At 57.2% G+C, this 23,172-nt stretch carries 21 protein-coding genes; 4 read left to right on the top strand and 17 right to left on the bottom strand.

All coding sequences use genetic code 11. From position 1 onward, the window contains the following. Positions 1 to 103 precede the first annotated feature (103 nt). From F1529_RS02735 to F1529_RS02715, 5 genes are all read right to left on the bottom strand, one after another. Complete coding sequence (locus F1529_RS02735; RefSeq protein WP_155131973.1) at positions 104 to 451, bottom strand: hypothetical protein; 348 nt, start codon at positions 449 to 451, stop codon at positions 104 to 106. A 112-nt stretch (positions 452 to 563) separates the two neighbouring features. Beyond that, positions 564 to 1,475 (bottom strand): bestrophin family protein, encoded by a 912-nt coding sequence (locus F1529_RS02730; RefSeq protein WP_155131970.1) that lies wholly within the window; start codon positions 1,473 to 1,475, stop codon positions 564 to 566. A gap of 356 nt (positions 1,476 to 1,831) precedes the next feature. Further along, on the bottom strand, positions 1,832 to 3,268 hold the full coding sequence (locus F1529_RS02725) for an efflux transporter outer membrane subunit (RefSeq protein WP_196220355.1): 1,437 nt from the start codon (positions 3,266 to 3,268) through the stop codon (positions 1,832 to 1,834). Next, positions 3,261 to 6,455: an efflux RND transporter permease subunit gene (locus tag F1529_RS02720; protein WP_155131964.1), complete on the bottom strand. Its 3,195-nt coding sequence runs from the start codon at positions 6,453 to 6,455 to the stop codon at positions 3,261 to 3,263. Before F1529_RS02720 ends, F1529_RS02725 begins: the two co-directional genes overlap by 8 nt. Before the next feature lie 154 nt (positions 6,456 to 6,609). Continuing rightward, the gene (locus tag F1529_RS02715; protein WP_155131961.1) at positions 6,610 to 7,791 is read right to left on the bottom strand and encodes an efflux RND transporter periplasmic adaptor subunit; all 1,182 of its coding nucleotides are present in this window, start codon (positions 7,789 to 7,791) and stop codon (positions 6,610 to 6,612) included. A gap of 700 nt (positions 7,792 to 8,491) precedes the next feature. Here F1529_RS02715 and F1529_RS02710 point away from each other — a divergent pair. Then, positions 8,492 to 9,448, top strand: coding sequence for an AraC family transcriptional regulator (locus F1529_RS02710; protein ID WP_039926738.1), 957 nt, complete (start codon positions 8,492 to 8,494; stop codon positions 9,446 to 9,448). Positions 9,449 to 9,708: 260 nt separating this feature from the next. Here F1529_RS02710 and F1529_RS02705 read toward each other — a convergent pair whose 3' ends face one another. The 3 genes from F1529_RS02705 to F1529_RS02695 form a co-directional block, all read right to left on the bottom strand. Beyond that, positions 9,709 to 10,470 carry an ABC transporter permease gene (locus F1529_RS02705; protein ID WP_007149452.1) on the bottom strand — a complete coding sequence of 254 codons (762 nt, stop codon included), beginning with the start codon at positions 10,468 to 10,470 and terminating at the stop codon, positions 9,709 to 9,711. Beyond that, on the bottom strand, positions 10,470 to 11,459 hold the full coding sequence (locus F1529_RS02700; RefSeq protein WP_007149257.1) for an ABC transporter ATP-binding protein: 990 nt from the start codon (positions 11,457 to 11,459) through the stop codon (positions 10,470 to 10,472). Before F1529_RS02700 ends, F1529_RS02705 begins: the two co-directional genes overlap by 1 nt. A gap of 133 nt (positions 11,460 to 11,592) precedes the next feature. Beyond that, a complete protein-coding gene (locus tag F1529_RS02695) occupies positions 11,593 to 12,183 on the bottom strand; it encodes an NADPH-dependent FMN reductase (RefSeq protein WP_155131955.1) in 591 nt (196 codons plus the stop codon). A 90-nt stretch (positions 12,184 to 12,273) separates the two neighbouring features. Between F1529_RS02695 and soxR the strand changes: the two genes are divergently transcribed. Both soxR and F1529_RS02685 read left to right on the top strand, forming a co-directional pair. Continuing rightward, positions 12,274 to 12,738 (top strand): redox-sensitive transcriptional activator SoxR, encoded by a 465-nt coding sequence (gene soxR / locus F1529_RS02690; protein ID WP_155131953.1) that lies wholly within the window; start codon positions 12,274 to 12,276, stop codon positions 12,736 to 12,738. A gap of 202 nt (positions 12,739 to 12,940) precedes the next feature. Beyond that, a complete protein-coding gene (locus tag F1529_RS02685; protein WP_007149111.1) occupies positions 12,941 to 13,957 on the top strand; it encodes an isocitrate dehydrogenase in 1,017 nt (338 codons plus the stop codon). Here F1529_RS02685 and F1529_RS02680 read toward each other — a convergent pair. The 9 genes from F1529_RS02680 to F1529_RS02640 all read right to left on the bottom strand — a co-directional run bounded on the left by F1529_RS02680 (position 13,944) and on the right by F1529_RS02640 (position 21,294). Continuing rightward, positions 13,944 to 14,159, bottom strand: a complete 216-nt coding sequence (locus tag F1529_RS02680; protein ID WP_155131951.1) for a hypothetical protein — start codon at positions 14,157 to 14,159, stop codon at positions 13,944 to 13,946. The genes F1529_RS02685 and F1529_RS02680 overlap by 14 nt on opposite strands. Before the next feature lie 33 nt (positions 14,160 to 14,192). After that, a complete protein-coding gene (locus F1529_RS02675; protein WP_155131948.1) occupies positions 14,193 to 15,800 on the bottom strand; it encodes a hypothetical protein in 1,608 nt (535 codons plus the stop codon). 376 nt (positions 15,801 to 16,176) lie between these two features. Next, positions 16,177 to 17,328, bottom strand: a complete 1,152-nt coding sequence (locus F1529_RS02670) for a hypothetical protein (RefSeq protein WP_155131945.1) — start codon at positions 17,326 to 17,328, stop codon at positions 16,177 to 16,179. Positions 17,329 to 17,358: 30 nt separating this feature from the next. Beyond that, positions 17,359 to 17,742 (bottom strand): hypothetical protein, encoded by a 384-nt coding sequence (locus tag F1529_RS02665; RefSeq protein ID WP_155131942.1) that lies wholly within the window; start codon positions 17,740 to 17,742, stop codon positions 17,359 to 17,361. 122 nt (positions 17,743 to 17,864) lie between these two features. Beyond that, positions 17,865 to 18,236, bottom strand: coding sequence for a hypothetical protein (locus F1529_RS02660; protein ID WP_155131939.1), 372 nt, complete (start codon positions 18,234 to 18,236; stop codon positions 17,865 to 17,867). A gap of 30 nt (positions 18,237 to 18,266) precedes the next feature. Then, positions 18,267 to 18,617: a hypothetical protein gene (locus F1529_RS02655; protein ID WP_155131936.1), complete on the bottom strand. Its 351-nt coding sequence runs from the start codon at positions 18,615 to 18,617 to the stop codon at positions 18,267 to 18,269. 173 nt (positions 18,618 to 18,790) lie between these two features. Continuing rightward, positions 18,791 to 19,873 carry a ferrochelatase gene (hemH, locus tag F1529_RS02650; RefSeq protein ID WP_155131933.1) on the bottom strand — a complete coding sequence of 361 codons (1,083 nt, stop codon included), beginning with the start codon at positions 19,871 to 19,873 and terminating at the stop codon, positions 18,791 to 18,793. A gap of 132 nt (positions 19,874 to 20,005) precedes the next feature. After that, positions 20,006 to 20,407: a thioesterase family protein gene (locus tag F1529_RS02645; protein ID WP_007149765.1), complete on the bottom strand. Its 402-nt coding sequence runs from the start codon at positions 20,405 to 20,407 to the stop codon at positions 20,006 to 20,008. A 101-nt stretch (positions 20,408 to 20,508) separates the two neighbouring features. Next, on the bottom strand, positions 20,509 to 21,294 hold the full coding sequence (locus F1529_RS02640) for a hypothetical protein (protein WP_155131930.1): 786 nt from the start codon (positions 21,292 to 21,294) through the stop codon (positions 20,509 to 20,511). A 200-nt stretch (positions 21,295 to 21,494) separates the two neighbouring features. On the opposite strand from F1529_RS02640, the gene F1529_RS02635 reads away from it, so the two are divergent. Continuing rightward, positions 21,495 to 23,084: an ABC-F family ATPase gene (locus F1529_RS02635; RefSeq protein ID WP_155131927.1), complete on the top strand. Its 1,590-nt coding sequence runs from the start codon at positions 21,495 to 21,497 to the stop codon at positions 23,082 to 23,084. The last annotated feature ends 88 nt before the right edge of the window (positions 23,085 to 23,172 follow it).

Here is a 23,172-nt window from a genome sequence, read left to right as displayed (position 1 = left end):
TCCCTTACCGGCTCAATTGCACCGCTTTTCCCGGCCCCTCACCATGGAGAAACCGCAACAGTATGGTGGCTTTTTGTTGCCGGGCCGGCACAGCATGACGCCCTTATTGATAGCGAGCGCCAGTACCGGTTTTACGGCCGGAGGGGCACAGGCACTCATAATCAATGGAGTCCAGGGTTCTACGTATCTTGCCGTTACCCAGCGGCTCGCTCTTCATATAACCCAACAGATAGTTCGGATATGCCGCTGAGCCCGCCCGAATAGGTGTGGTGCCTTCCGGGCAACGCACTTTGGGGGCATTGTCCGATTCAAAGAGATCCAGCACCTCACTGTACGCCGGGCGGGTAAACGGCCCCGCACAAACCTCATTCGCCGCCGCCACTAGCGGCGCGCCCTGCAACGCCACCAGCAATACCGAAAACCCCATCAACCTTTTCATGTTACTTTTCATGTTGCCTCGCCTGTTCACACCGGCCCATCCGGCTTATGGAAATAACATAGCGAGGCGCGGTAAGGCCGGCATCCCCCAGATAGGGGATGCCGGCGTGGCAAATCCAGCGGGGTTACTGAAGCTGGAAGTTCTTTACCGGCAAGGGGGCGGGTGCAGTCTCGCCCAGGGCATCGGCCACGGAAATTTCATGAATGCGGCACAGCGCATCCAGGGGCAGGTCATTGGGGGCGCGGCCGAAAGGTGTCTCCAGGTGTTCGGACAGGCGATCGATACCGAAGAAGGTATAGGCCACAGCCGCCGCCAGTATCGGGGTTGCCCAGCCCATGCCACCAATCAACGCAAAGGGCAGCAGGTAGCAATAGACATAGGCGGTGCGATGCACCAGCAAGGTATAGGCGAACGGCAAGGGCGTGGAAGCAATACGTTCACTGGCCGCCTGGATACCGCTCAACGCCGCCAGACGTTCATCGAGTATCTTCAGCCCCATGCTGTCCAGCGCCCCCTGCCGATACTGCTCCCCCAGCAAGCCACCAGCCTGTGCCAGAAACGCATCCGCCGGGTTGGCTTTCGCCAGCGCCGCATCCCGCTGTTCCGCTGACACCCAGGCCAACAGTTCCTCGTTGACGGTTTCGCCACGAAGCTGGCCCTTCAACGTCACCGCATGGGCCAGCACCTGCATCAATAATGCGCGCCGGGCAGCGGCGTCCTCGCCCAGCAAGGCACCGCTGGCTCGGGCCAGGCTGCGGATTTCATTGACCATCTGGCCCCATTGTTTGCGCGCCTCCCACCAGCGGTCATAGGCAGCGTTATTGCGAAAACCGAGCAGGATCGACAACACGATGCCGAGCAGGGTCACCGGCATAATCGTCAGGCTGGTCAGATCAATCAGTTGGTAGTGACTGAGCGCGGCCACCACCACAGAAAATAACGCGACAAAGGCAATGTGCGGCAGAATTTCCGGCACCACCGACCCCCGCAGGGCAAATAACAGGGCAATGGCATTGGGGCGCTCTCGAACGATCATGGTCTTTATCCGCAGACAGTCAGCCCTGATGGTAAGCAATCGTGGTGGCGATTGGCAGAAGGGGTTGAAACAAAAAAGGCTGTCGTTATTGCGGTATCTCTTTTGAGGGATGCTTTGAGGGATTGTCAGGGCCATCATTCAGGCAATAATCTAGTAATGCATTTTGCGCAGAGAGCATGGCGCCCAAGGTTTTCAGGTTTTGAATGCAAGCGTCCGCCATCGGGCATCCGGCGTCCAGCGGTTGCCAGGGCGGGACAAGGCGACACGTTCTGACGCTGGCTGATCACTCAATTCCGCGATGAACCACAAAAAAGGCCCCTAAGGGCCTTTTTTGTTTTCGCATTGACTGACGCCGCCTACGGCTTCGACTCCGCTGCCGGCGCCGGGGCACCGGCCAGGGCCCGGTAGACATCCACCATGGCCTGAGTGACAGCCGCCTGACTGCGCACCTGGGCATCACGGGTGGTGGTCAACTCCTGTTCCGCTGCCAGCACTTCGAAGTAACCGATAAAGCCTTGCTCATACCGGGTTCTGGCCAGCGCCGCCGCCCGCTGGGCATCGTTTGAAGCCCTCACCAGCCGTTCGGCTCGCTGCCGGGCGCGTTGATAGCGCACCAACCGGGTTTCCGTTTCTTCCAGTGCCACCAGCACCGCCTGCTGATAGTTGGCCAGAGCCTCACGGCTGCTGGCATCTTCCGCTTCGATACGCGCCTTTACCTTGCCATAGTCGAGGAAGGTCCAGTCCACGCCCAACGCCACACGCCGGCTTTCCGCCGGGCCGCTGAACAGGTCACCGCTGTCCGTGGCCACCGACCCCAGCAACCCGCTGAGGGTAAAACGGGGGAACAAGTCCGCCGTTGCTACACCAATGCGGGCCGTGGCGGCGGCCAACCGGCGTTCCGCTGCCGCCACATCCGGCCGGCGTCGCAACACGTCACCGGGGCTGTCTACCGGGATCACCGGCAAACTGCCCGGCAGCCCGGTATTCACCGCAAGAGTGTCAACCAGGGCAGCCGGCGGCTGGCCGGTGAGCACGGCAATACGGTGCATGGCTGCACGAATGTCCGCCTCCAGTGAAGGCAGGGCAGCGCGGGTCCGTTCCAGCTGCGCCCGGGCGCGCACCGAGTCGAACTCCGTGCCGCGACCGGCATTGACCCGGGCGGAGACAATATCCAGGGTCTGGGTCTGAATCGCCACATTCTGCTCGGCCACCTGCAGCCGTTGCTGCAAGCCACGCAGTTCAAAATAGCTGCTGGCCACCTGTCCGGCCAATGCCACCTGCAAGGCACCGAGATCAGCCCCCACCGCCTGCAACTGCGCCGCCTGGGACTCGGTGGCCCGGCGCAAACGGCCAAACATATCCAGCTCCCACTGCGCCGCGATGCCGGCCTGGTACAGTTCTACCCGCTCCGGCCCACCGCCGACCGGAGTGCGCTCCACATCCGCCAGATGCTGCTCGGCACCGCTGGCACTGGCCGTGACGCTGGGCCACTGCTCCCGCTTGGCACCGTACAGCAAGGCCGCGGCCCGATCGTAACGGGCCAACGCCGCCTGCAACGTCTGGTTCGCTGTCAGGGTTTGTGCGATCAATTGCGCCAACAAGGGATCATCAAAGCCCTGCCAGAAGTCCTGCTCGGCCTGGGCAAAATCACCCGCGGTGGTCGAGGAGGTCGCGCTGGCATGTGGCGCCGAAAAGCTGTCCGGTTCCGGGGTCTCCGGCACCTGATAATCCGGCCCGACTGCACACCCGGCCAACAGGGCCAGCCCGCCAATAAGGCCCACTGCATTACGCATGGTTGCCTCCTTGAATCTGTCCATGGGCGCCCCCTTCCAGAGTGCTTTCATGGTGACTGACCGGCGGTTTGCTGCCCGCCAGTTTGCGCAACGCCACATAGAACACCGGCGTCAGGAACAGCCCGAACAGGGTGACGCCGAGCATGCCGAAGAACAGCGCCACACCCAGTGCCTGGCGCACTTCCGCACCGGCACCACTGCCCAGCACCAGCGGCAGCACCGCGGCGGTGAAAGTAATGGATGTCATGATGATCGGGCGCAAGCGCAACCGGCAGGCTTCCAGTGCCGCCTCGACCACACCTTTGCCCTGCATTTCCAGTTCGCGGGCGAATTCCACAATCAGGATCGCGTTCTTGCAGGCCAGCGCGATCAACACCACCAGCCCCACCTGAACAAAGATATTGTTATCCCCACCGAAGAACCACACGCCCATCAGGGCCGACAGCATGCACATGGGCACGATGAGAATCACCGCCAATGGCAACGTCCAGCTTTCGTACAGGGCGGCCAGCACCAGGAACACCAGCAGTATCGACAGGGGGAAGACCAGCAAGGCCGCGTTGCCCTGGGTCGCCTGCTGATAACTCAGGTCTGTCCACTCGAACGTCATGCCGTTAGGCAACACCTCATCGGCAATACGATTGAGCACCGCCATGGCCTGGGCAGAAGAAAGCACCTGAGGGTCGGCTTCACCGGCCAGGTCTGCCGCCGGGTAGCCGTTGTAGCGCAGCACCGGATCCGGACCGAAATCTTCGGTGATAGTGACCATGGAACTGATGGGCACCATATCGCCGTGAATATTGCGGGTACGCAACCGGCCAATGTCATCAATGTCTTCCCGGAAAGGCGCATCCGCCTGGGCAATCACCTGCCAGGTTCGACCGAAGCGGTTGAAGTCATTCACATAGGCCGAGCCCAGATAGGTCTGCAAGGTATCGAACAGCTCGGTCAGCGGCACGCCCTGGGCTTTCGCCTTGAGACGGTCCACCTCCGCATTCAGCTGCGGCACATTGGCCTGATAACTGCTGATGGGAAAACCCATCCCCGGGGTTTGCGCAATGGCCCCCTGGAATGCATTCACGGCGTTCTGCAACTCACCATAGCCCAGGTTGCCCCGGTCCTCGATAAACAGCTGATACCCTGAACCGTTACCCAGACCGAGAATCGGCGGCGGCATAAAGGAGAACGTAATCCCTTCCTTCAGGCCGGCGATTTTCTGGTTAATCTCGGCATTGATCTCGGCCGCCGAACGGCTGCGCTGATCAAACGGCTCCAACGGGAAAAATGCCACACCGGTATTGGAGGTATTGGTGAACTGCAAGGCATTCAAACCCGGGAACGCCACCGAGTGCGCCACGCCTTCGGTGTTCATGGCGATGTCTGTCACTTTCTGCAGCAAGGCATCGGTGCGCTCCAGCGACGCCCCTTCCGGCAGTTTCACCCCGGCGATCAGGTACATCTTATCCTGTACCGGAATGAATCCCGGCGGCACCACCTTGAACATCAAGCCGGTACCGGCCAGCAACAACGCATAGATCACGAACACCACACCACGATGATGGAGCGAGCGGGACACGCCGCCATGGTACTTGTCCGAGCTGGCGTTGAAGAAACGGTTGAACGGACGGAAAAGCCAGCCAAACAGCGTATCAATCAGGCGTGTCAGCCGATCCTTCGGCGCGTCGTGGGGCTTGAGCAGCATGGCCGCCAACGCTGGCGACAGCGTCAACGAGTTGATGGTGGAGATCACCGTGGAAATGGCAATGGTGACCGCGAACTGTCGATAGAACTGGCCGGTAACGCCGGACAGAAACGCCATGGGAATAAACACCGCACACAGCACCAGACCAATTGCCACAATCGGGCCAGACACTTCCCGCATGGCCTGATGCGCTGCCGCCAGTGGCGTGAGCCCCTCTTCAATATTTCGCTCCACGTTCTCCACCACCACAATGGCATCGTCGACGACAATGCCGATGGCCAGGACCAACCCGAAGAGAGTCAGCGTGTTGATGGAATAGCCAAGCAGATAGAGCGCCGCAAATGTCCCTACCACGGAAATCGGCACGGCCAGCAACGGAATAATCGACGCGCGCCAGGTCTGCAGGAACAGGGTGACCACCAGCACCACCAGCAGCACGGCTTCAATCAGGGTCTTGATCACCGACTTGATGGAATCACTGACGAATACCGTGGTGTCGTACACCGCTTCATACTTCACGCCTTGTGGAAAACGGGTGGCAATCTCATCCATGGCGGTGATCACCTGGTCGCGAATTTCCAGCGCATTGGCGCCCGGCGCCTGGAAAATACCAATCGCTACCGCGTCCTTGCTGTCCAGCTGGGAACGCAAGGTGTAATCCCCCGCGCCGAGCTCCAGCCGCGCCACATCGGACAGACGAACAATCTCGCCCTGCGCACCGCTCTTGAGGACCACATCACCAAATTCTTCCACCGTGCGCAGCCGCCCCTGGGCGTTAATCAGTGTCAGGAAGTCACTGCCCGGCATGGGCTCGGCGCCCAGTTGGCCGGCGGATACCTGCACATTCTGCTCGCGCATGGCGCCCACCACATCGCTGGCGGTCAGGCCCCTGGCGGCAATTTTTTCCGGGTCCAGCCAGGCACGCATGGCGTAGTCACCGCCGCCAAAGATTTGCGCATCGCCCACACCACGAATCCGCGCCAGCACGTCCCGCACATGCAGGCGGGCGTAATTGCGCAGGTACAGGGTGTCGTAACGGCCATCCGGGGATGTCAGGTGAACCACCATCAAGAATGTTGGTGACTGTTTCTGCGTGGTCACCCCCTGACGGCGCACATCTTCCGGCAATCGGGCCAGGGCCTGACTGACCCGGTTCTGCACCCGCACGGTGGCATCATCAGCGTCGATGTCCGGCCGGAACGTCACCGTCATCTGCAGCACCCCATCGGAGCCCGCCACGGATTTCAGGTACATCATCCCTTCAACGCCGTTGATCGCTTCCTCCAGTGGCGTCGCCACGGTTTCCGCAATCACCTTCGGATTGGCCCCCGGATACACGGTGCGCACCACCACTGACGGCGGCACCACTTCCGGATATTCACTTACCGGCAGGTTGGGTATGGAAATCAGCCCCACCGCAAAAATAATGATCGACAACACCGCCGCGAAAATGGGCCTGTCGACAAAGAAACGTGAAAAATTCATGGCAATACTCCTGCGCGGCAGATCAGCGACCCACCGTGACATGTCGTTCCCTTTGAAGTTGCCGGACCTCCTTTCTCGCTAGCGAGCAATCACGGTTATCCGGTTTTGCTGGAGAGCCTCTGCACAGCACCTTGTACGGCAGAGGCGATCCGGGTCACGGCTGGGCAGACGCCACCGCGGGTTCAGCCGATTGCTCACTCATGGCAACCTGGTTAGGCGCCACCGGCATACCGTCAAAGAACACTTTCTGGACACCATTGATAATGACCCTGTCACCCCGCTGGAGGCCTTCGAGAATAACCAGCTGGTCGTCCACCGACCGGCCCGGTGTTACCTGGCGGCGAGCGGCCATGTTGTCGTCACCAACCACATACACGAAGCGACGGTCCTGATCGGTAAGCACCGCTTTACGGTTGACCAGCATGGCGTTATCCATGCGCGCCATCGGCAATTGCACGCGGGCGAATTGCCCCGGTTTAAAAGTGCCATTCGGGTTGGCCAGTTCCGCCCGGTATTGCAAGGTGCCGGTGTTGGCGTTCAATCGGTTGTCGATAAAGTTCAGCGTGCCCTGATGCGGAAACCCCGACTCTCCGGCCAAGCCAATGCGCACCCTGGTCGGCTTTCCCGCCACACGAGCCTGTTCGCTTTCCTGTGCGGCTTGCTCGTCCGCATCGAAATACACGTACATCGGATCCACCGACACCAACGTGGTCAGCAATGTCTGATCCGCACTGGCCAGGTTTCCCCGCGTCACCAGGGCGCGACCTGCCCGGCCACTTACCGGCGCCGTTACCCGGGTGTACTGTAAATCCAGCTCGGCGGTTTCCAGCGCCGCCTTTGCCGCATTGACCAGCGCTCGCGCACTCATCTTTGCCGCGTTGCGCTGGTCATACTCTTCACGGGAAATCGCACGGCTTTCCATCAACGAACGGGCTCGCTCCGCCTGGCTGTTCGCCAGTGCCAGCTCACTCCTTGCCTGTGCCAACTGCGCTTGCGCAGCCTGCTTTCTGGCCTGATACGGGCGTGGATCAATCTGGAAAAGCAGATCACCAGCTTCCACCAGAGCCCCTTCTTCAAAGGCCACCTTATCGATGTAACCGCTGACCCGGGGCCGTAGCGCCACCGTTTCCGGCGCCACCACACGACCGGTAAAAGACTCCCACAAGGTCACCGGTTCCGGTTGAACCAGGGCCACATCCACATCCGGCGCGGGCATCTGCTGCGAGGCTTCACTACGCGCATCGCAACCGGACAAGAAAACAATCGCCATCAAAATAAACGCCAGGCCCAGGTACACACCCACACCACCGGCCGTTTCACTACTAACACTTTCCATGAATCTGACTCCCGCTATCACCCTTGATGCATTACCGCAGTAATGCGTACCCGATAATCGAATAACCCTGAAACGATTCGACAGCGTGGCAAAATCAATTCACCACCCGATCAGACACTCACCCTGAAAAACCACAACCGAACCGTCATGGCAGAGGACTCTAATTCCTCAAGTTGAGTTGAGGTCAATAAAAAAATCCACGCTCCTGACGAACCGGCAAACTGCCAGCACGGTTGCCCGGCAAGAAAGCACAGGGCTTTCCTGAATGGAGAGAAACTGTAATGAAAAGGGGCCGAAGCGCGATATCGGGTTACTGCCTCAACATTGCCCGATCCTGTTTAAATCCATCTGCACCGGTGAAAAGCAGGTTTGCCCCCGGCCATATTTCACCTGGATGTCATTACTGTTTCAGGCAAGCAAACCACGGCAGGAACAGGCGAAAAGGAGAGGAAAAAGAAAAACAAAACCAATAACCCCTTAATTTAAAAGGGTTAATCTTTGAAACAAGGGAGCCGCTGGCCACCCGCATGGTTCTTCCCCTACAGGTTCGCAACAGTAGGGGATATTGCCTGATCCCACAGGCAGCCGGGTGCAGATTGCCGGTTTCTGCGCAGTCATTGCCCGATTCTGCAGAAAATGGCTCGATACCCCACCGCCCCACCCGGTGCATGCGTATACTGCGGCAAAAGGGAGAAAGGTCATGACCGCCACTTTATCCAATGTTGCCGCCCCTGCTGGCAGCACACTCGAGCAACAGCTGGCGCAGCTTGTCTGCGAACAGATTGCAGAGCCAGGCATGCTCGATTCCGGCATTCCGGGCGTCTCGTTGTATCGTGCCGATGACACCAGCAGTTGCGCCTCTACGGTCTACGAGCCTTCACTGATTTTTATTCTGCAAGGCACCAAGACCATTGAGCTTGGCGACCGTGAAATTGTGTACGGCCCATCAAGCTACCTGGCCAGCTCCGTCCACCTTCCGGTGCTTGGGCAAATTGTGGATGCCTCCCCAAACCATCCTTACCTGGCGGTAAAAATCGATGTGGATCCGCAGGAGGTCACTGACCTTGTGCTGGAGTTGGGTGACAAGGTTGGCCGTTATGAACCGGGTAATGAATGCCCCGAAGTGGGCTGTGGTCTGTGCATGTCCCACATGGATGAATCCATGCAGGGGGCGCTCTATCGACTGCTGAACCTGATGACCACCCCGGACGATATTGCCGTGCTCGCCCCACTGACCCGTCGGGAGATTATCTACCGTTCTTTGATTGGCGAGATGGGGCCACGCATGCGCAAGTTCGCTTCTATTGATTCCCAGGCCAACCGGATATCCAGGGTCATTTCCACCCTCAAGGACCGCTATTCCGAACCATTGCGGGTGAAGGATCTGGCAGACTCGGCCAACATGAGTGAGTCCACCCTGTTCCATAGCTTCAAACAGGTCACCCGCATGTCACCACTACAATTTCAGAAGAAGCTGCGCCTCCATGAAGCACGCCGACTGATGCTCACCGAAGGGCTGGAAGCGGCCACGGCCAGCTACCGGGTGGGCTATGAAAGCCCATCCCACTTCAGCCGGGAATATAGCCGCTTGTTCGGCGCACCACCGCGCGCAGACGTAAGCAAGTTGCGCGGGGCACAGGCAGGCGTTAGCGCCTGATTAGGGAGCCCAAAAAAATTCATCGCGGAATTGAGCGATTCTTGCCTGAATGATGGCCCTGGCAATCTCTCAAAACATTCCTCAAAAGCGACACCGCAATAACGACAACCCCTCAGGCTATGTTTTTTGCGTCAGGCAACCGGTACCGAGCATTTGGCAAAGTGCCGGGACTTCGCGACTAACCAAGCAGACGGCGAGAAGCGTGTTCTTCATTCTAATCCGCGAAGAACCAAAAAAAGGGCGCATAAAGCGCCCTTTTTTCAGCTTTTCAATTTATATCCGGTTTTGAATATCCACCACACCAGCCCCATGCACAGCGTCAGGAACAACAGCGTCATGCCAAGGCTGATCCCGATGTGCACATCCGCCACACCAAAGAAGCTGTAGCGGAACCCGCTGATCAGATAAACCACTGGATTGAACAGGGTCACCGTCTGCCAAACCGGCGGCAGCATATCGATGGAGTAGAAACTGCCCCCCAGAAAGGTCAGCGGAGTAATGATCATCAGGGGAATGATCTGTAGCTTCTCGAAGGTATCCGCCCATACCCCGATGATAAAGCCAAACAGACTGAAGGTGATCGCCGTCAGCAGCAAAAAGCCAATCATCAGGAAAGGATGCTGCACCTCATAGTCCACAAACAATCGTGCCGTCAGCAGAATCAGGATGCCCAGAATCGTGGACTTGGTTGCCGCCGCCCCCACATAACCAATCACGATCTCCACATAGGACACCGGTGCCGACAGCACCTCGTAGATGGTGCCGGAGAAAGTGGGCATGTATATCCCGAAAGACGCATTGGAAATGCTTTGCGTCATCAAAGACAACATGATCAGACCGGGAATAATGAACGCCCCGTAACTGACGCCGTCAATCTCGACCATCCGTGAGCCGATCGCAGAACCGAACACCACAAAATACAGCGAGGTGGAAATCACCGGGGAAGCCACGCTTTGCATCAGGGTGCGCCAGGTACGGGCCATCTCGAACTTGTAGATAGCGCGAATGGAATGAATATTCATCAAGCGTCTCCCTGTGCGTTAGGTGCATCTTCACTGGTTACCCGCCCGGCCGTACTGTCGTCCGGGTTACCGTTATGCACCAGGTCCACGAAAATATCTTCCAGCGAACTTTGCCGTGAATGCAGGTCCTTGAATTCAATACCCTGCTCGCTCAGGTGGCGCAGTAATTCGGCAATGCCCGTGTTTTCCTGGTTGGCATCGTAGGTATAAACCATCGAGTAGCCCTCATCGGCCAGCGCCAGCGCCTCGTCCGCCATGGCGGCGGGAATCGCATCAAGCGGTTCTGCCAGGTGCACAGTCAATTGCTTGCGCCCCAACTTTTCCATCAACCGGGACTTTTCATCCACCAGGATAATTTCGCCCTGACGAATAATACCCACCCGGTCAGCCATTTCCTCGGCCTCTTCAATATAGTGGGTCGTCAGAATAATGGTGACGCCCTGTTCGCGCAGCTGGCGGACCATTTCCCACATTTCCCGGCGCAGCTCTACATCCACGCCCGCCGTAGGCTCGTCCAGAAACAGGATCTTGGGCTCATGGGAAAGCGCCTTGGCAATCATCACCCGTCGCTTCATGCCACCGGACAACATCATGATCTTGCTGTCTTTCTTGTCCCACAGCGACAGCGCCTTGAGCACTTTCTCAATGTGGGCATCATTACGCGGCTTGCCAAACAGCCCGCGGCTGAAACTCACTGTTGCCCAGACGGTTTCAAATGCGTCGGTGGAAATTTCCTGGGGCACCAGACCGATGGCGCTTCGTGCGGCGCGAAAATCGGTAATGATGTCATGCCCATCGGCGAGAACCTTGCCGGACGAGGGATTCACGATCCCGCAAATAATACTGATCAGGGTCGTTTTGCCGGCGCCGTTGGGGCCCAGCAGGGCAAAGATCTCCCCGGGCCGAATCTCCAGATTGACCTCTTTAAGCGCCTGAAATCCGGATTCATAAACCTTGCTGAGATTGTTGACTGAAATTACTGCATCCACACTATCTCTCCTTCAAAGGACGCCTTCCCACTCTCACTGCATCGCGCCGATGGCAAGCATACCCTATACAGGCGCACCATTATGCACACCCGGCGCCGTCTATGGGTGCGGATACGCAGAACGACCAACACGCTCACGAAACCGCCGCAAACTCCGGTCGCCGGCGCCCCGCTTTCAGGCTCTGCGCCCACCACCGAAGTACCGCCAGCTGCTGCGTCAAACGCTTTTCTGCGCGGACCTTCTGCTCCACCGATTGCCAGCGCCCACGGGCATCAAATTCGTCACCGGCATTGATGATGCTCACCACATTGCGCACTGTCACCGCATGCAACTCGGCATAGACCAGCCGCAACTGTTCTACCGCTCGCAGCCCGCCAGACACCCCGCCATAACTGATAAACGCCACCGGCTTTGCTTTCCAGGCCGCACTGGAGACATCAATGACCTGTTTGAGGATGGCTGGAAAACTGTGGTTGTACTCCGGCGTAACCACTAAAAACGCATCGGCCTTTGTCAGCCTGTTTTTCAACTGCCGCACACTGGCGGATGCTGCATTCGGAAAATCCGCCGGCACATCAAAATCGCGGGGATCAATCACCTGCAGCGCAAAATCGGGCACATCCCGAATCTGCTCTGCAGCCCAATTGACCAGAGTGTCACACAAACGCCCTTCACGGGTACTGCCGTATACCAGAGCCAGAGTCAGCGGGTCGCGCGTAGCCATATTATCTCCTGAACAGTTGACGACAATGAAGGCTCAGCGTAAAACCTCAATCATTATTGAGGTCAATAAAGAAAGAAAAAGGGAGCAGCTATGACCCTCATCAACGCAAACGATATCGGTAAAGCCCTGACCGTGGGGGAAGTGGCAGAGCGGAGCGGGGTTGCGGTATCCGCCCTGCACTTTTATGAAACCAAGGGATTGATCCAGAGCTGGCGCAGCAGTGGCAACCAGCGTCGCTACCACCGTGATGTACTGCGCCGTGTCGCCGTGATCAAGGTCGCCCAGCGTATTGGCATCCCCCTGGCCGAAATCGCCGACGCCATGGCCAGCCTGCCCGACGGCCGAACGCCCACCGCCCGTGACTGGAAACGACTCTCCGCACGCTGGCAGGAGCAACTGGATGCCCGCATTCACGCCCTGACCCAGTTACGTGATCAACTGAGCGACTGTATCGGTTGTGGGTGCTTGTCGATCAAGGCCTGCCGGCTGCGCAATCCCTATGACTCACTCTCCGAGCAGGGCACCGGGGCCCAGCTACTCGAGGGTGAGCAATAACCCTGATTCCGCTTCTGCCAGGGCTTTCTCTATGAACGTTCTGCGCTAAAAGCACTCTGTCATCATAACCTGCGACTTTTGTCGGCATTCATTTTGCCGGCCGTGACGTGGCAGAATAGAGGCCCCATTTCTCTACTGGACATGGCATCTTGGCCCCGGACACATCACGCTCAACCCTTATTAACCGCAATCAGGAGGCAGTATGAACGAGAACACCGTAACCGTTATCCCCGGTGACGGAATCGGACCGGATATCGTCGATTCCACGGTACGGGTACTGGACGCGCTGGATTGCGGTCTCAAGTTTGAGTATGCCATCGCAGGGCAGACCGCTCTGGATCAGGGCCTGGAGCTGGTGCCGGAAGACACCCTCGCCGTGCTCAAACGCAACCGCCTGGCCCTGAAAGGCCCTATCACCACCCCGGTGGGCGGCGGGTTCACTTCCGTGAACGTAACCCTGCGCAAGACCTTCGACCTGTTCGCCAACGTGCGCCCGGCCCTGTCCATTCCCGGCGTGAAGTCCCGCTATGACAATGTGGACATCATGACCATTCGGGAAAATATTGAGGGTATCTATTCCGGGCTGGGGCAAACCGTCAGTGACGACGGCGAAACCGCCGAGCTGCGCAGCCGCATCACCCGCACCGAGTCCGAGCGCCTGCTGCGTTTCGCCTACGACACCGCCACCAAACAGGGACGCAAGAAAGTCACCGTGGTGCACAAGGCGAATATCATGAAGTCCACTTCCGGGCTGTTTCTGGATGTGGCTCGCAAGGTGCGCGAGGACTATCCGAATCTGGAACATGAGGAAATGATCGTGGACGCCTGCGCCATGCAGCTGGCCATGAACCCGCACCGTTTCGATGTACTGGTTACCACCAACCTGTTCGGCGACATCCTTTCCGACTTGTGTGCCGGCCTCATCGGCGGGCTGGGCGTGGCCCCCGGGGCCAACATTGGTGAACACGGCGGTCTGTTCGAAGCCGTCCACGGCAGCGCACCGGACATCGCCGGCAAGGGCGTGGCCAACCCCACCGCCATCATGCTCGCTGGCGCCATGATGCTCGATTACATGGAACAGCACGACAAGGCAAAAAGGCTGCGCCGCACCGTGCGACACGTGGTCGGCCAGGGGGAAATCGTCACCCCGGATCTGGGCGGACGCGCCAGTACCACAGAGTTTACTGACGAGCTGATTCGCCACCTCACCAATCAGTAGTAGCCAGCAACGCGTGGCACGCCTGGTTGCCGGCATCACCGGCAACCAGGCTATTTTCTTTTCCAGAAGCGAAAATCGTTATACAACCTTTACGGTCAGCACCGCAGGAAACAAACAACAATAGCCTTTCATTCCATTCAGCTGAACCCGACACATTCCCGCGCCGGGCAACGGCTTCAATGCCCGACAAAGCCTGCTCCATTTTTTATCCAGAAAAGCTATCCAGAAAGCCCAACTATTCGACCATTCTGAACTTGCCCCCCGTGGACAAGCAGGCCTGCTTCAGTTGCTCCGGTTCCGAGCCATAAAGGTAATCATGCGTCTCCGTGTCCCCTGTCGGGCTCTGATGACTGCAAATAGCCTGTCGGGTCGAACTGTCACAGCTGGCAACCTGTTTATTGCGCCCCTGAGCGCATTGCGCCTTAAACTGCTCACTTTTGGTTCGGCTGAAAAGAGTATAGTCAACACAGATAAAATTACCCGGGTCATAACAACTGAACTGAAATACCCCTTTGTCATCATCACTACCCACCTGGCTCGTTGCCCCACCACCCTGAGCAGCCTGCTGGCTCATTGCATTCATGTTCTTGCCGTCGCCGCCGGCCATCACATCGGAGGCGAAGGCAGTGCCAATATCCACTTTGGACGAATCTGAAATTCCCGATGAACCAATCACTGCTGCGCCGCCAGCGAGTGCAACAAATTTTCCGAATCCATCACCGCTGTTTGATTTTTCCTCGATGCCGTCGTCGATCAACTTGCCGTTGTCGTATATTTCCGTGAACTCCCCTGTTCCGCCACCCAACTGGGCCCGTCTACGCACCGTAAATGAGCCCTGACGTTTGCCGGCCAAGTATGTTCCGGCGTAGCTTTCACTGTTCTCGGCAACGTTAGCGTAATCACCGTATCCCTTGCCGTTTAATTTTCCCTCTTCCCAGTAGCCCACGCTCAAACTCGTCACGCCATTCGTCCACGCTCCTGCTCCATTCAACTCTCCCTCAACATGCTCGCCAATCCGCACATACCAGACCGCTCCTGCCTCTGTAGTGCCGGATACCTGTTTGGCTGCAAACCCGTTCAGCTTCGAGTGTTTGAATTCCCCCATGGACTTGACGATCATGGCGTTTGTGTAGCCCCAAATAACAACACCAAACCCGTGCATTTCCGCCCGGTCATTAAAATCACCGTATCGATGCCACTGAAAACCATCTTCACGGGTTTCTGTGCTTAACAGGCGGGCAATACGTGCCTTGCCGGGAACATCGCCAAGCTGGGTAACCTGACTGCCATTTTCCAAAGGCATATCAAACACACCCTCGACCATTACCCCTTGATCAAATCGCCCCACAAACTGCGCGTTATTTTTTTCATCAACCGCTTTTCCAACCCCATGTGCAAGCCCGCCAACACACTCCCCTTTAATAAAATTCCAATCGAACTGATCCGCTGCCACCTCTGTATTCACAACATAAGCGCCGGCATCCACCAAGGTACATTCCGTCTCATAACCGATATGGGGGTAACGAGCCGCCACAACTGCATCATAGCCTTCACGAACAAGGCTGATCGCCTCCATCATTGCTGGCTTGCTGAAACGATCCTGGAAATTACTGATGATGGCGTCGTTACGCGAGTCGAAGGCATAAGGGTCGCCCCAAGACCTTTCTGCCATGGCAATAACCCGGATTTTTCCATAAAGGTCTTTTAGTTCCGGCTCATTAATATAGGGATTGGGGCCCTGAGCTTGCAGTTTAGAAACAAGATTCCCGTGATATGACAACGCACAGCCACTCAATAGCAGCGGCACGATTAGCATCAGGATTACGGCAATGGATTTGGACATCATTTCCCCGGACAACAGGCAATCGCCAGCCCCACGCATAAGGCGCAGAGCCTCTGTCTGAACCATAGCAATGGGGTGAGGCTTATCCCATACCTCAAGTTAGGTATTCAGCCCCGCAGACGGCATCTCGGGGGAATCTCATCATGACATCCGTATCATCCGTGAAAGATACAACCACTATGCAACTTCATATGCGCTAGGCACAGCCCGTTCCGGGATAAAAAAACGTCCGCATAATGCAGGCGTCACCATTACATTCGAAATCCAGATTGTGCATTTGCGATCAAGCCTTCTGGCCAGCAACCAGCATAAGAGCCGACAGGAAGAGAGCTCTCATATTTTTCCTCATAACCCTTCACAAGGGATTCAGGAAACATCACCCATAATAGTTCTTTATTTCCAGATCCAGCCTCTTCTTCCTGATGCAGGACTGGATGTCATCAACGGTCGGCTCGTCAGGAGCCTTGACACCACGAACCGTTCCGTAAGAAGAGTAAATATCCGGCCAGATATTCCTTCCTTTCGGAGTATTCGCCCTCATCACCCGCACATCGCCATGTCTCAAACGGTCAAATCGGTCTTCAATACACGAAGCCACAAAATCCAGCGACCCCTTTCCCTTGTATAAATAGACATTGCTGTACCAAATTATTCGCCGAGCATCGGTATAGAAATTATCCGTCAGGTTTGCGTTACATAGTCTGCAGGTGTAGTACAACTGAAAGATGCCGTCATACTTGCTTTTAAAAATAACCGACTCCGCATCCTCTTTAGCTATTGCCAACGTCTTGTCCAGAGCCACCCTCCCCCTACGATTGATAATTTCAATTGCCAGGGAATCATCATCCTCAAGTCGGGAAAAGTCATACCAGCTGTTCACTGTCCAGGAATAGGGACCACGCCTTTCTTTCCCTCTAAACCCGGTAAGATTCACTTTGTTTACCCGCTTTCCATCCGCGCGGAGTTGAAAAACCAAAGCCCCACTTGAATCCTGGTAATTTCTGGCCAGCAGCTCCACGGTCTTGACCCCGGTTTTTTCTGGAGGCTGTTCCTGCTCCTCTCTCTTCCACTCATAAACCTTGTAGCATGTCTCCTGAAGGTCCTCTGCATAATCATCATCAATCATGGAGAAAAGGACATCGAAAACCATTACCACCTTGAAAACACACATACCGGGACTATAACCGTACGGCCCGTATCGCTCATAAGACACTTTCCGTCGTACGACAAACTCTTCCTTTTCCTGGGTGTAAATCTCAACCGGGTCGATATGGATATTCAGCTTTTCCTCGTCAACCTCATACTTCCCGCGTAGTTCATAGCGGGAAAACGCCGGCTCAGAAACCGCATCTCCAAAATACCGTTCTTTCTCATAAACGGCGTCTTTCATGTAGCTTTCTCTGTCTGCATTGATCGTTCCGCAGCCGACCAGTGCCAGCCCCCATAGCACACAGACAAAATAATGGATTTTCACCTTACCCCCGATCACAACCTTATTAATGACAGAACAACCGACCTTCATCAGCAAAATTATTTAATTCCTCAGCCGCTGGCACGTTTAACCCCTGAAATGCCAACGAGATATCTCCACATCCCAACCCCCTTCCCGACGCAGTTGCGAAACCGCATCCATGAGTGCCTCCTCGGCTTTCCTCCGGTCGGGCCTGCGGTAGCACGTTGCATCCCCGTCTACCCCCCAATAGGCATACGCATATTTCCGAAAGCGGCGCTGTATCTCCGGCATCTTGTCGGACATGTAGCCGCCATAGAAATCCACGAAATCCGCATGGAATACCGTTGAAAAGACCGCTCTTCCCCCATCACGGCCCTCTTTAACAGCGCAATAACCGAATTCCTTGCCGACATCGTCGCCTTCTGCTGCCAGCCCCCCTAGAGGCACCACCATCAAAGATACCGTAAGAAAAAGCATTTTCCTGCGCACAACGCCCTCCGAAAGCCAGTCTTAATAGTGAGAAACCCCAGACTTCCTTTCGTCAGTCTGCGCATACGCCAGAACGGGATTAAGCGGCACAGGACGCAGGAAACCCGGCAGCAATCAGAACGTCATCGACTCCATCTTACCCGGTGAACCTCATAATCCCGGTCTCGCCAGTTGGAGATAGCACGATTTCGGCTACGCTCTGCTTCCCGTTCGGAGTCGTGTTGATTCCTTGCACAACTCACGTTGTAAATGGTTGCTTCAGGGTCATATTCTGCATCGATAAATTCAGCGAAGCTGTCATCTACACGGCTTGGCGTCACGTAGGAATCATAGAAAACACCCGAGATGTAAACCTCGGATATGTCTTCATCACCATAGGATCGATATTCCGCTTCACAAAAATGGTATCCGGAGTATTCCGCATGGGCGAAACCGCCAAAAGACACCATGAGTACGCCTGCAGCAGCCCCAAATAACTGACGTATTGTTTTCATTTTCATCCCCTAACATTGATCCTTGATTGTTTATTGCGTCCAATACAACTTGTGGCTCTGACCACCATCGCCGTAGTCACGACACCCCTCCCGATCCTCCCCCCTGAGAAAAGCGGCAGGGTAACGCTCGTTGTACTCCTGGATCTGCAACCGGTTAATCGCCTTTGCGCAGGAGCACATGGCACTTCTTGATGCATCGGCACCTGACGCTGGCTCAACCGTTGTCCAAAACGCTTTATCCCCGACGGAAAGATCAAAATTCACAAAATAGTCACTGTCCATAATACATTCCTTGGCATAGCTGCTCGCATGGCCTGCGACGGCAAAGAACATACAAAAAAGACCCGGAATCAGAAAGAAAACCGATTTTGTAGCTTTCATGACACCCTCTCATTGCTTATCAGGATCGAACGCTCAAGCCCCCATTCAGGCTGGGCCTGCGATAAATAGTCAGGGATTTGGCATTAACCCGCATCCCCCAAATGAGGGATGCAGGAGCGCGCATCCTGAGATGCGAACGAAGGGAGGGGGAGGAAGGGGCGGGTTACCGCTTGCTACTTCAGTGCCTCGGCTCGCGTGGCGCGAGCGGCCAGGGTGGCCGGCTGATTGTCCCCTGGCTGCCAGCCTTGCAGGTTATTTTCGACCAGTTGTGTCAGCGCATCCAGGTGCACAGGCTCCGCATTCATGGCAGAGATATAGGCAAAGGATTCGCCACCGGCCTGCTCAAAGTAGCCCCGGTTTTCCTCATCGATTTCCTCCACCGTCTCCAGGCAGTCAGCGGAGAAGCCGGGGCAGAAGACCTGTACGGATTTCACTCCCTGCCCTGGCAGGGCTTTCAGGGTGGCATCCGTGTAGGGCTGCAGCCATTCTTCCCGCCCGAAGCGGGACTGGAACGTCGTCATCCATTGATCATCGGCCAGCCCCAGTGCCTCGGCCAGTAACCGGGAGGTCTTGTGGCACTCGCAAAAGTACGGATCACCCTTGAGCAGAAAACGCTTGGGCACACCGTGGTAGCTGAAGATAAGCTTGTCTGCACTGCCATGTGCTTCCCGGTAGGCACGAATATGTTCTGCCATGGCCTGAATGTACGGCGCAAAGTCCGGGTAGTGGCTGATAAACCGCAAGTCCGGCAGCCAGCGTCGCTGCATGAAATCCCGCGCCAGCGCATCGAAGGTGGACGCGTTGGTGGAGGCCGAATACTGCGGGTACAGAGGCAACACCAGCAGCTGACGCACGCCATCATCTTCCATCGCCTGCAGCTGACTGGCGATGGACGGGTTGCCATAGCGCATGGCAAGACGCACCACTACGCCGTCACCGTATTTCTGTTGCAGCCGCTCCCGAATACCATCCGCCTGGTCCTGACTGTGCACCAGCAGCGGTGAGCCTCTTTCTGTCCACACCCCTTTATAGGCTTCGGCGGAACGGCGCGGGCGAATCACCAGAATGACCAGATTGAGGATGAAGAACCAGACGAAGCGGGGAATTTCCACCACCCGGGTATCGGACAGAAATTCGCGCAGGTAGCGGCGCAGAGCCCCGGTTTCCGGCGCATCCGGGGTGCCCAGATTGGTGATCAGCACACCGGTTTTGCGGGGCTGGCGATGATCAAAGTTTTCTTGTCCCTGATAGGCCATGAAGCGATCTCACTCGGTTGCCATTCTGATAGAGAGGGAGCTCGACTCGCCCCCGAACTACTATGCCCGTTAGTGTAGCGGCATCACGCCAGGACGCCATGGCGACCAGGCTATCAGCACCATGGGAAAGCGTTATTCCGGCAACGCCCCTTCATGGCGAGCCAGCTCCTCACGGAAGTCATCAGGGATCGGTGCCGACGCCTGTTTTTCATGGTTGAAGTAAACCTGCACCGCCCGCCCCCGGGCGACCAGGGCATCGTTCTGCCAGGCCTGCTGGGTAACCACAAAAGAGCTGTTGCCAATGCGCTCAATGCCGGTGCGCAGGGTCACGTCGCTGCCGTAGTAAATCTGGGCAACAAAATCGACCTCGACTCGGGCGAGGATCAGCGGCAGGGATGCGGGATTGCCCCCTCTGCCGAAAAGCACAAACAACGGCGCGCGGCCCGTTTCGAACCAGCCGGTAACAACAGTATTGTTCACATGGCCAAACGCATCGGTTTCGTAAAAGCGGGGGGTAACGGTTTGTTCAAACATGACAAGGGTCCGGTGGGTAAAGCGGGCCTGCCATGATACCCATGGCGCCGCACAAGTCGAATCCTGCCGGCATGCCCGCTGCGCTCACACCGCTACTGTGATCACTTACCCTGCAGGTGGTCCAGATCCGCACGCAGCTTTTTAACGGTATCTTCCCGGGTGTACTTCTCCACTTGAAGCTGCTCCACTTGGGACATCAAGGCCTGCACGTCACCACTGAGCCGCTCCATGGGCTCCCCCATACCGCTGGACTGGCCGACGCTGTCCTCTTCCAGCGCCTTCAGCTCCTCATCCTTGGCCTCCAGCTGCATCCGCCCGCGTCGCAACCGGTCGGCGGTGTCGGTGAGGGCTCTCTGCTCGTCGAGCAACTGGCGACGCAGACGCTCCAGCATGGCCTGATAGGAGTCACTGCCCACGCTGATCTGCTGCCAGTCCGCAAAACGGTCGCGCAGCAACGATGCCGGCAGGCCCGGCGGCAGATCCGTGAGCGGCAGGCTCACATGCGCCCGTGAGGACGCCTCCCCCAGCGGCCCCTCTACCCGCGCCACCGCAGGCAACGTCACCTGCTCACCCGCCCGAGGGCCCGGCGTCACCACCAGTTCACGGGCGTCCGCGTCGGCATAGCGGACCAGCTGCAAATCTTCCTGCAGTACGAGGGCAACGCTGAACTGATAGGTCGTGGTCGGGTTATCCTTGTCCGTGCGCTTTTGCTGCTCCTCCTCCAGAGCCAGCGATTCAACCTGCCAAACCCCCAGGTTGTTATCCTGCAAGGTCCGCTGAACCTGCTGCTCGAGGTAATCATGGCTGGCATTGTTGCTACAGCCCGCACTGAAAAGCGCCGCCATCACGATGGTCGCCATCCCCGCCAGGGTCGTTTTTGTTTTCATAATCCCCTCTCTGTCTTGCCTCTCCGTTCTAATACGCGCCTTTTTGCCCAATTTTTCAACCCCGGACGGACCGCCGGGCGGGACTGCCTTTTGCCCGGCAAGCCGGTACAATGCCGCCTCTTTCTTCCCGCCGCCTGCTGATAACCCCCGCAGCCGGCGATGGCGCGCCCCCGGCCGCCCTCTCGTTACAGGACAGTCTTTTGATTTCTACTGCGAACATCACCATGCAGTTCGGCGCCAAGCCGCTGTTTGAAAACGTCTCCGTCAAATTCGGCAATGGCAACCGTTACGGCCTGATCGGCGCCAACGGCTGCGGCAAATCCACCTTCATGAAAATCCTCGGCGGCGAGCTGCAGCCCAGCAATGGTCAGGTCATGCTGGATTCCAATGATCGCCTCGGCAAGCTGCGCCAGGACCAGTTTGCCTTCGAGGAACACACGGTACTGGACACCGTGATCATGGGGCATAGCGAACTGGCCACAGTGAAGGCCGAACGCGACCGGATCTACAGCCTGCCGGAAATGAGCGAAGAAGACGGCATGCGCGTGGCCGAGCTGGAAATGCAGTTCGCGGAAATGGACGGCTACACCGCCGAAGCCCGTGCCGGCGACCTGCTGCTGGGGCTGGGCATTCCCGAAGAACAACACGCCGGCCCGATGACCGCCGTGGCCCCCGGCTGGAAACTGCGCGTACTGCTCGCCCAGGCCCTGTTCTCCGATCCGGACGTGCTGCTGCTGGATGAGCCCACCAACCATCTGGATATCCACACCATCCGCTGGCTGGAAGATATTCTGGTGGCACGCTCCAGCACCATGATCATCATTTCCCACGACCGTCACTTCTTGAACAGCGTGTGCACTCACATGGCGGATCTGGATTACGGTGAGCTACGCCTGTTCCCGGGCAACTACGACGAGTACATGACTGCCGCCACTGCGGCCCGTGACCGTCTGTATGCGGACAACGCCAAGAAGAAAAAGGAAATCGCTGACCTGCAGAGCTTTGTCAGCCGCTTCTCGGCCAACGCCTCCAAGGCCAAACAGGCCACCAGCCGGGCCAAGCAGATCGACAAGATCCAGCTGGAAGAGGTCAAACCCTCCAGCCGGATCAGCCCCTACATCCGTTTCGAACAGACCAAGAAACTGCATCGTCAGGCCGTCACCCTGGAAGGGCTGGGCAAACATTACGACGACCTGACCCTGTTCCAGGACCTGAACCTGCAGGTAGAAGCCGGCGAACGGGTAGCCATCATCGGCCCCAACGGCATCGGCAAGACCACCTTGCTACGCTGCCTGGCCGGTGATCTCAGCGCAGATAACGGCACGGTAAAATGGGCCGAAGCGGCGGAGCTGGGTTACTTTGCCCAGGATCACAGCCACGATTTTGAGCAGGACATGATCCTGTTCGACTGGATGGCGCAATGGACCAGCGATGGTGAACAGGCGGTACGCGCAGCCTTGGGCCGCATGTTGTTTTCCAACGACGAAGTGCTGAAATCCGTGAAGGTGATTTCCGGTGGTGAGCAGGGGCGCATGCTGTTCGGCAAACTGACGCTGACACAGCCCAATGTATTGTTGCTGGATGAGCCCACCAACCACCTGGACATGGAATCCATTGAAGCGCTGAACCTGGCACTGGAAAATTACCCGGGCACACTGTTCTTTGTCAGCCACGACCGGGAATTCGTCAGCTCGCTGGCCACCCGTATTCTGGAAATCACCCCCGAAGGGGTTCGTGACTTCAGTGGGAATTACGACGACTATCTGCGGAGCATTGAGGCTGACGCCTGAAACTAATGCGTAGGCGGGGTCTGTAGGAGTTCCCTTCCAGGGGACGAATCGCGCGCAGCGCGATCCTCGCCGACAAGTGATTTAAAAG

The sequence above is a fragment of the Alcanivorax sp. VBW004 genome (genome assembly GCF_009718865.1).
GTDB lineage: Bacteria > Pseudomonadota > Gammaproteobacteria > Pseudomonadales > Alcanivoracaceae > Alcanivorax.
Note: the sequence above shows the minus strand (reverse complement) of the source record. Positions and strands in the feature narration are given on the sequence as shown.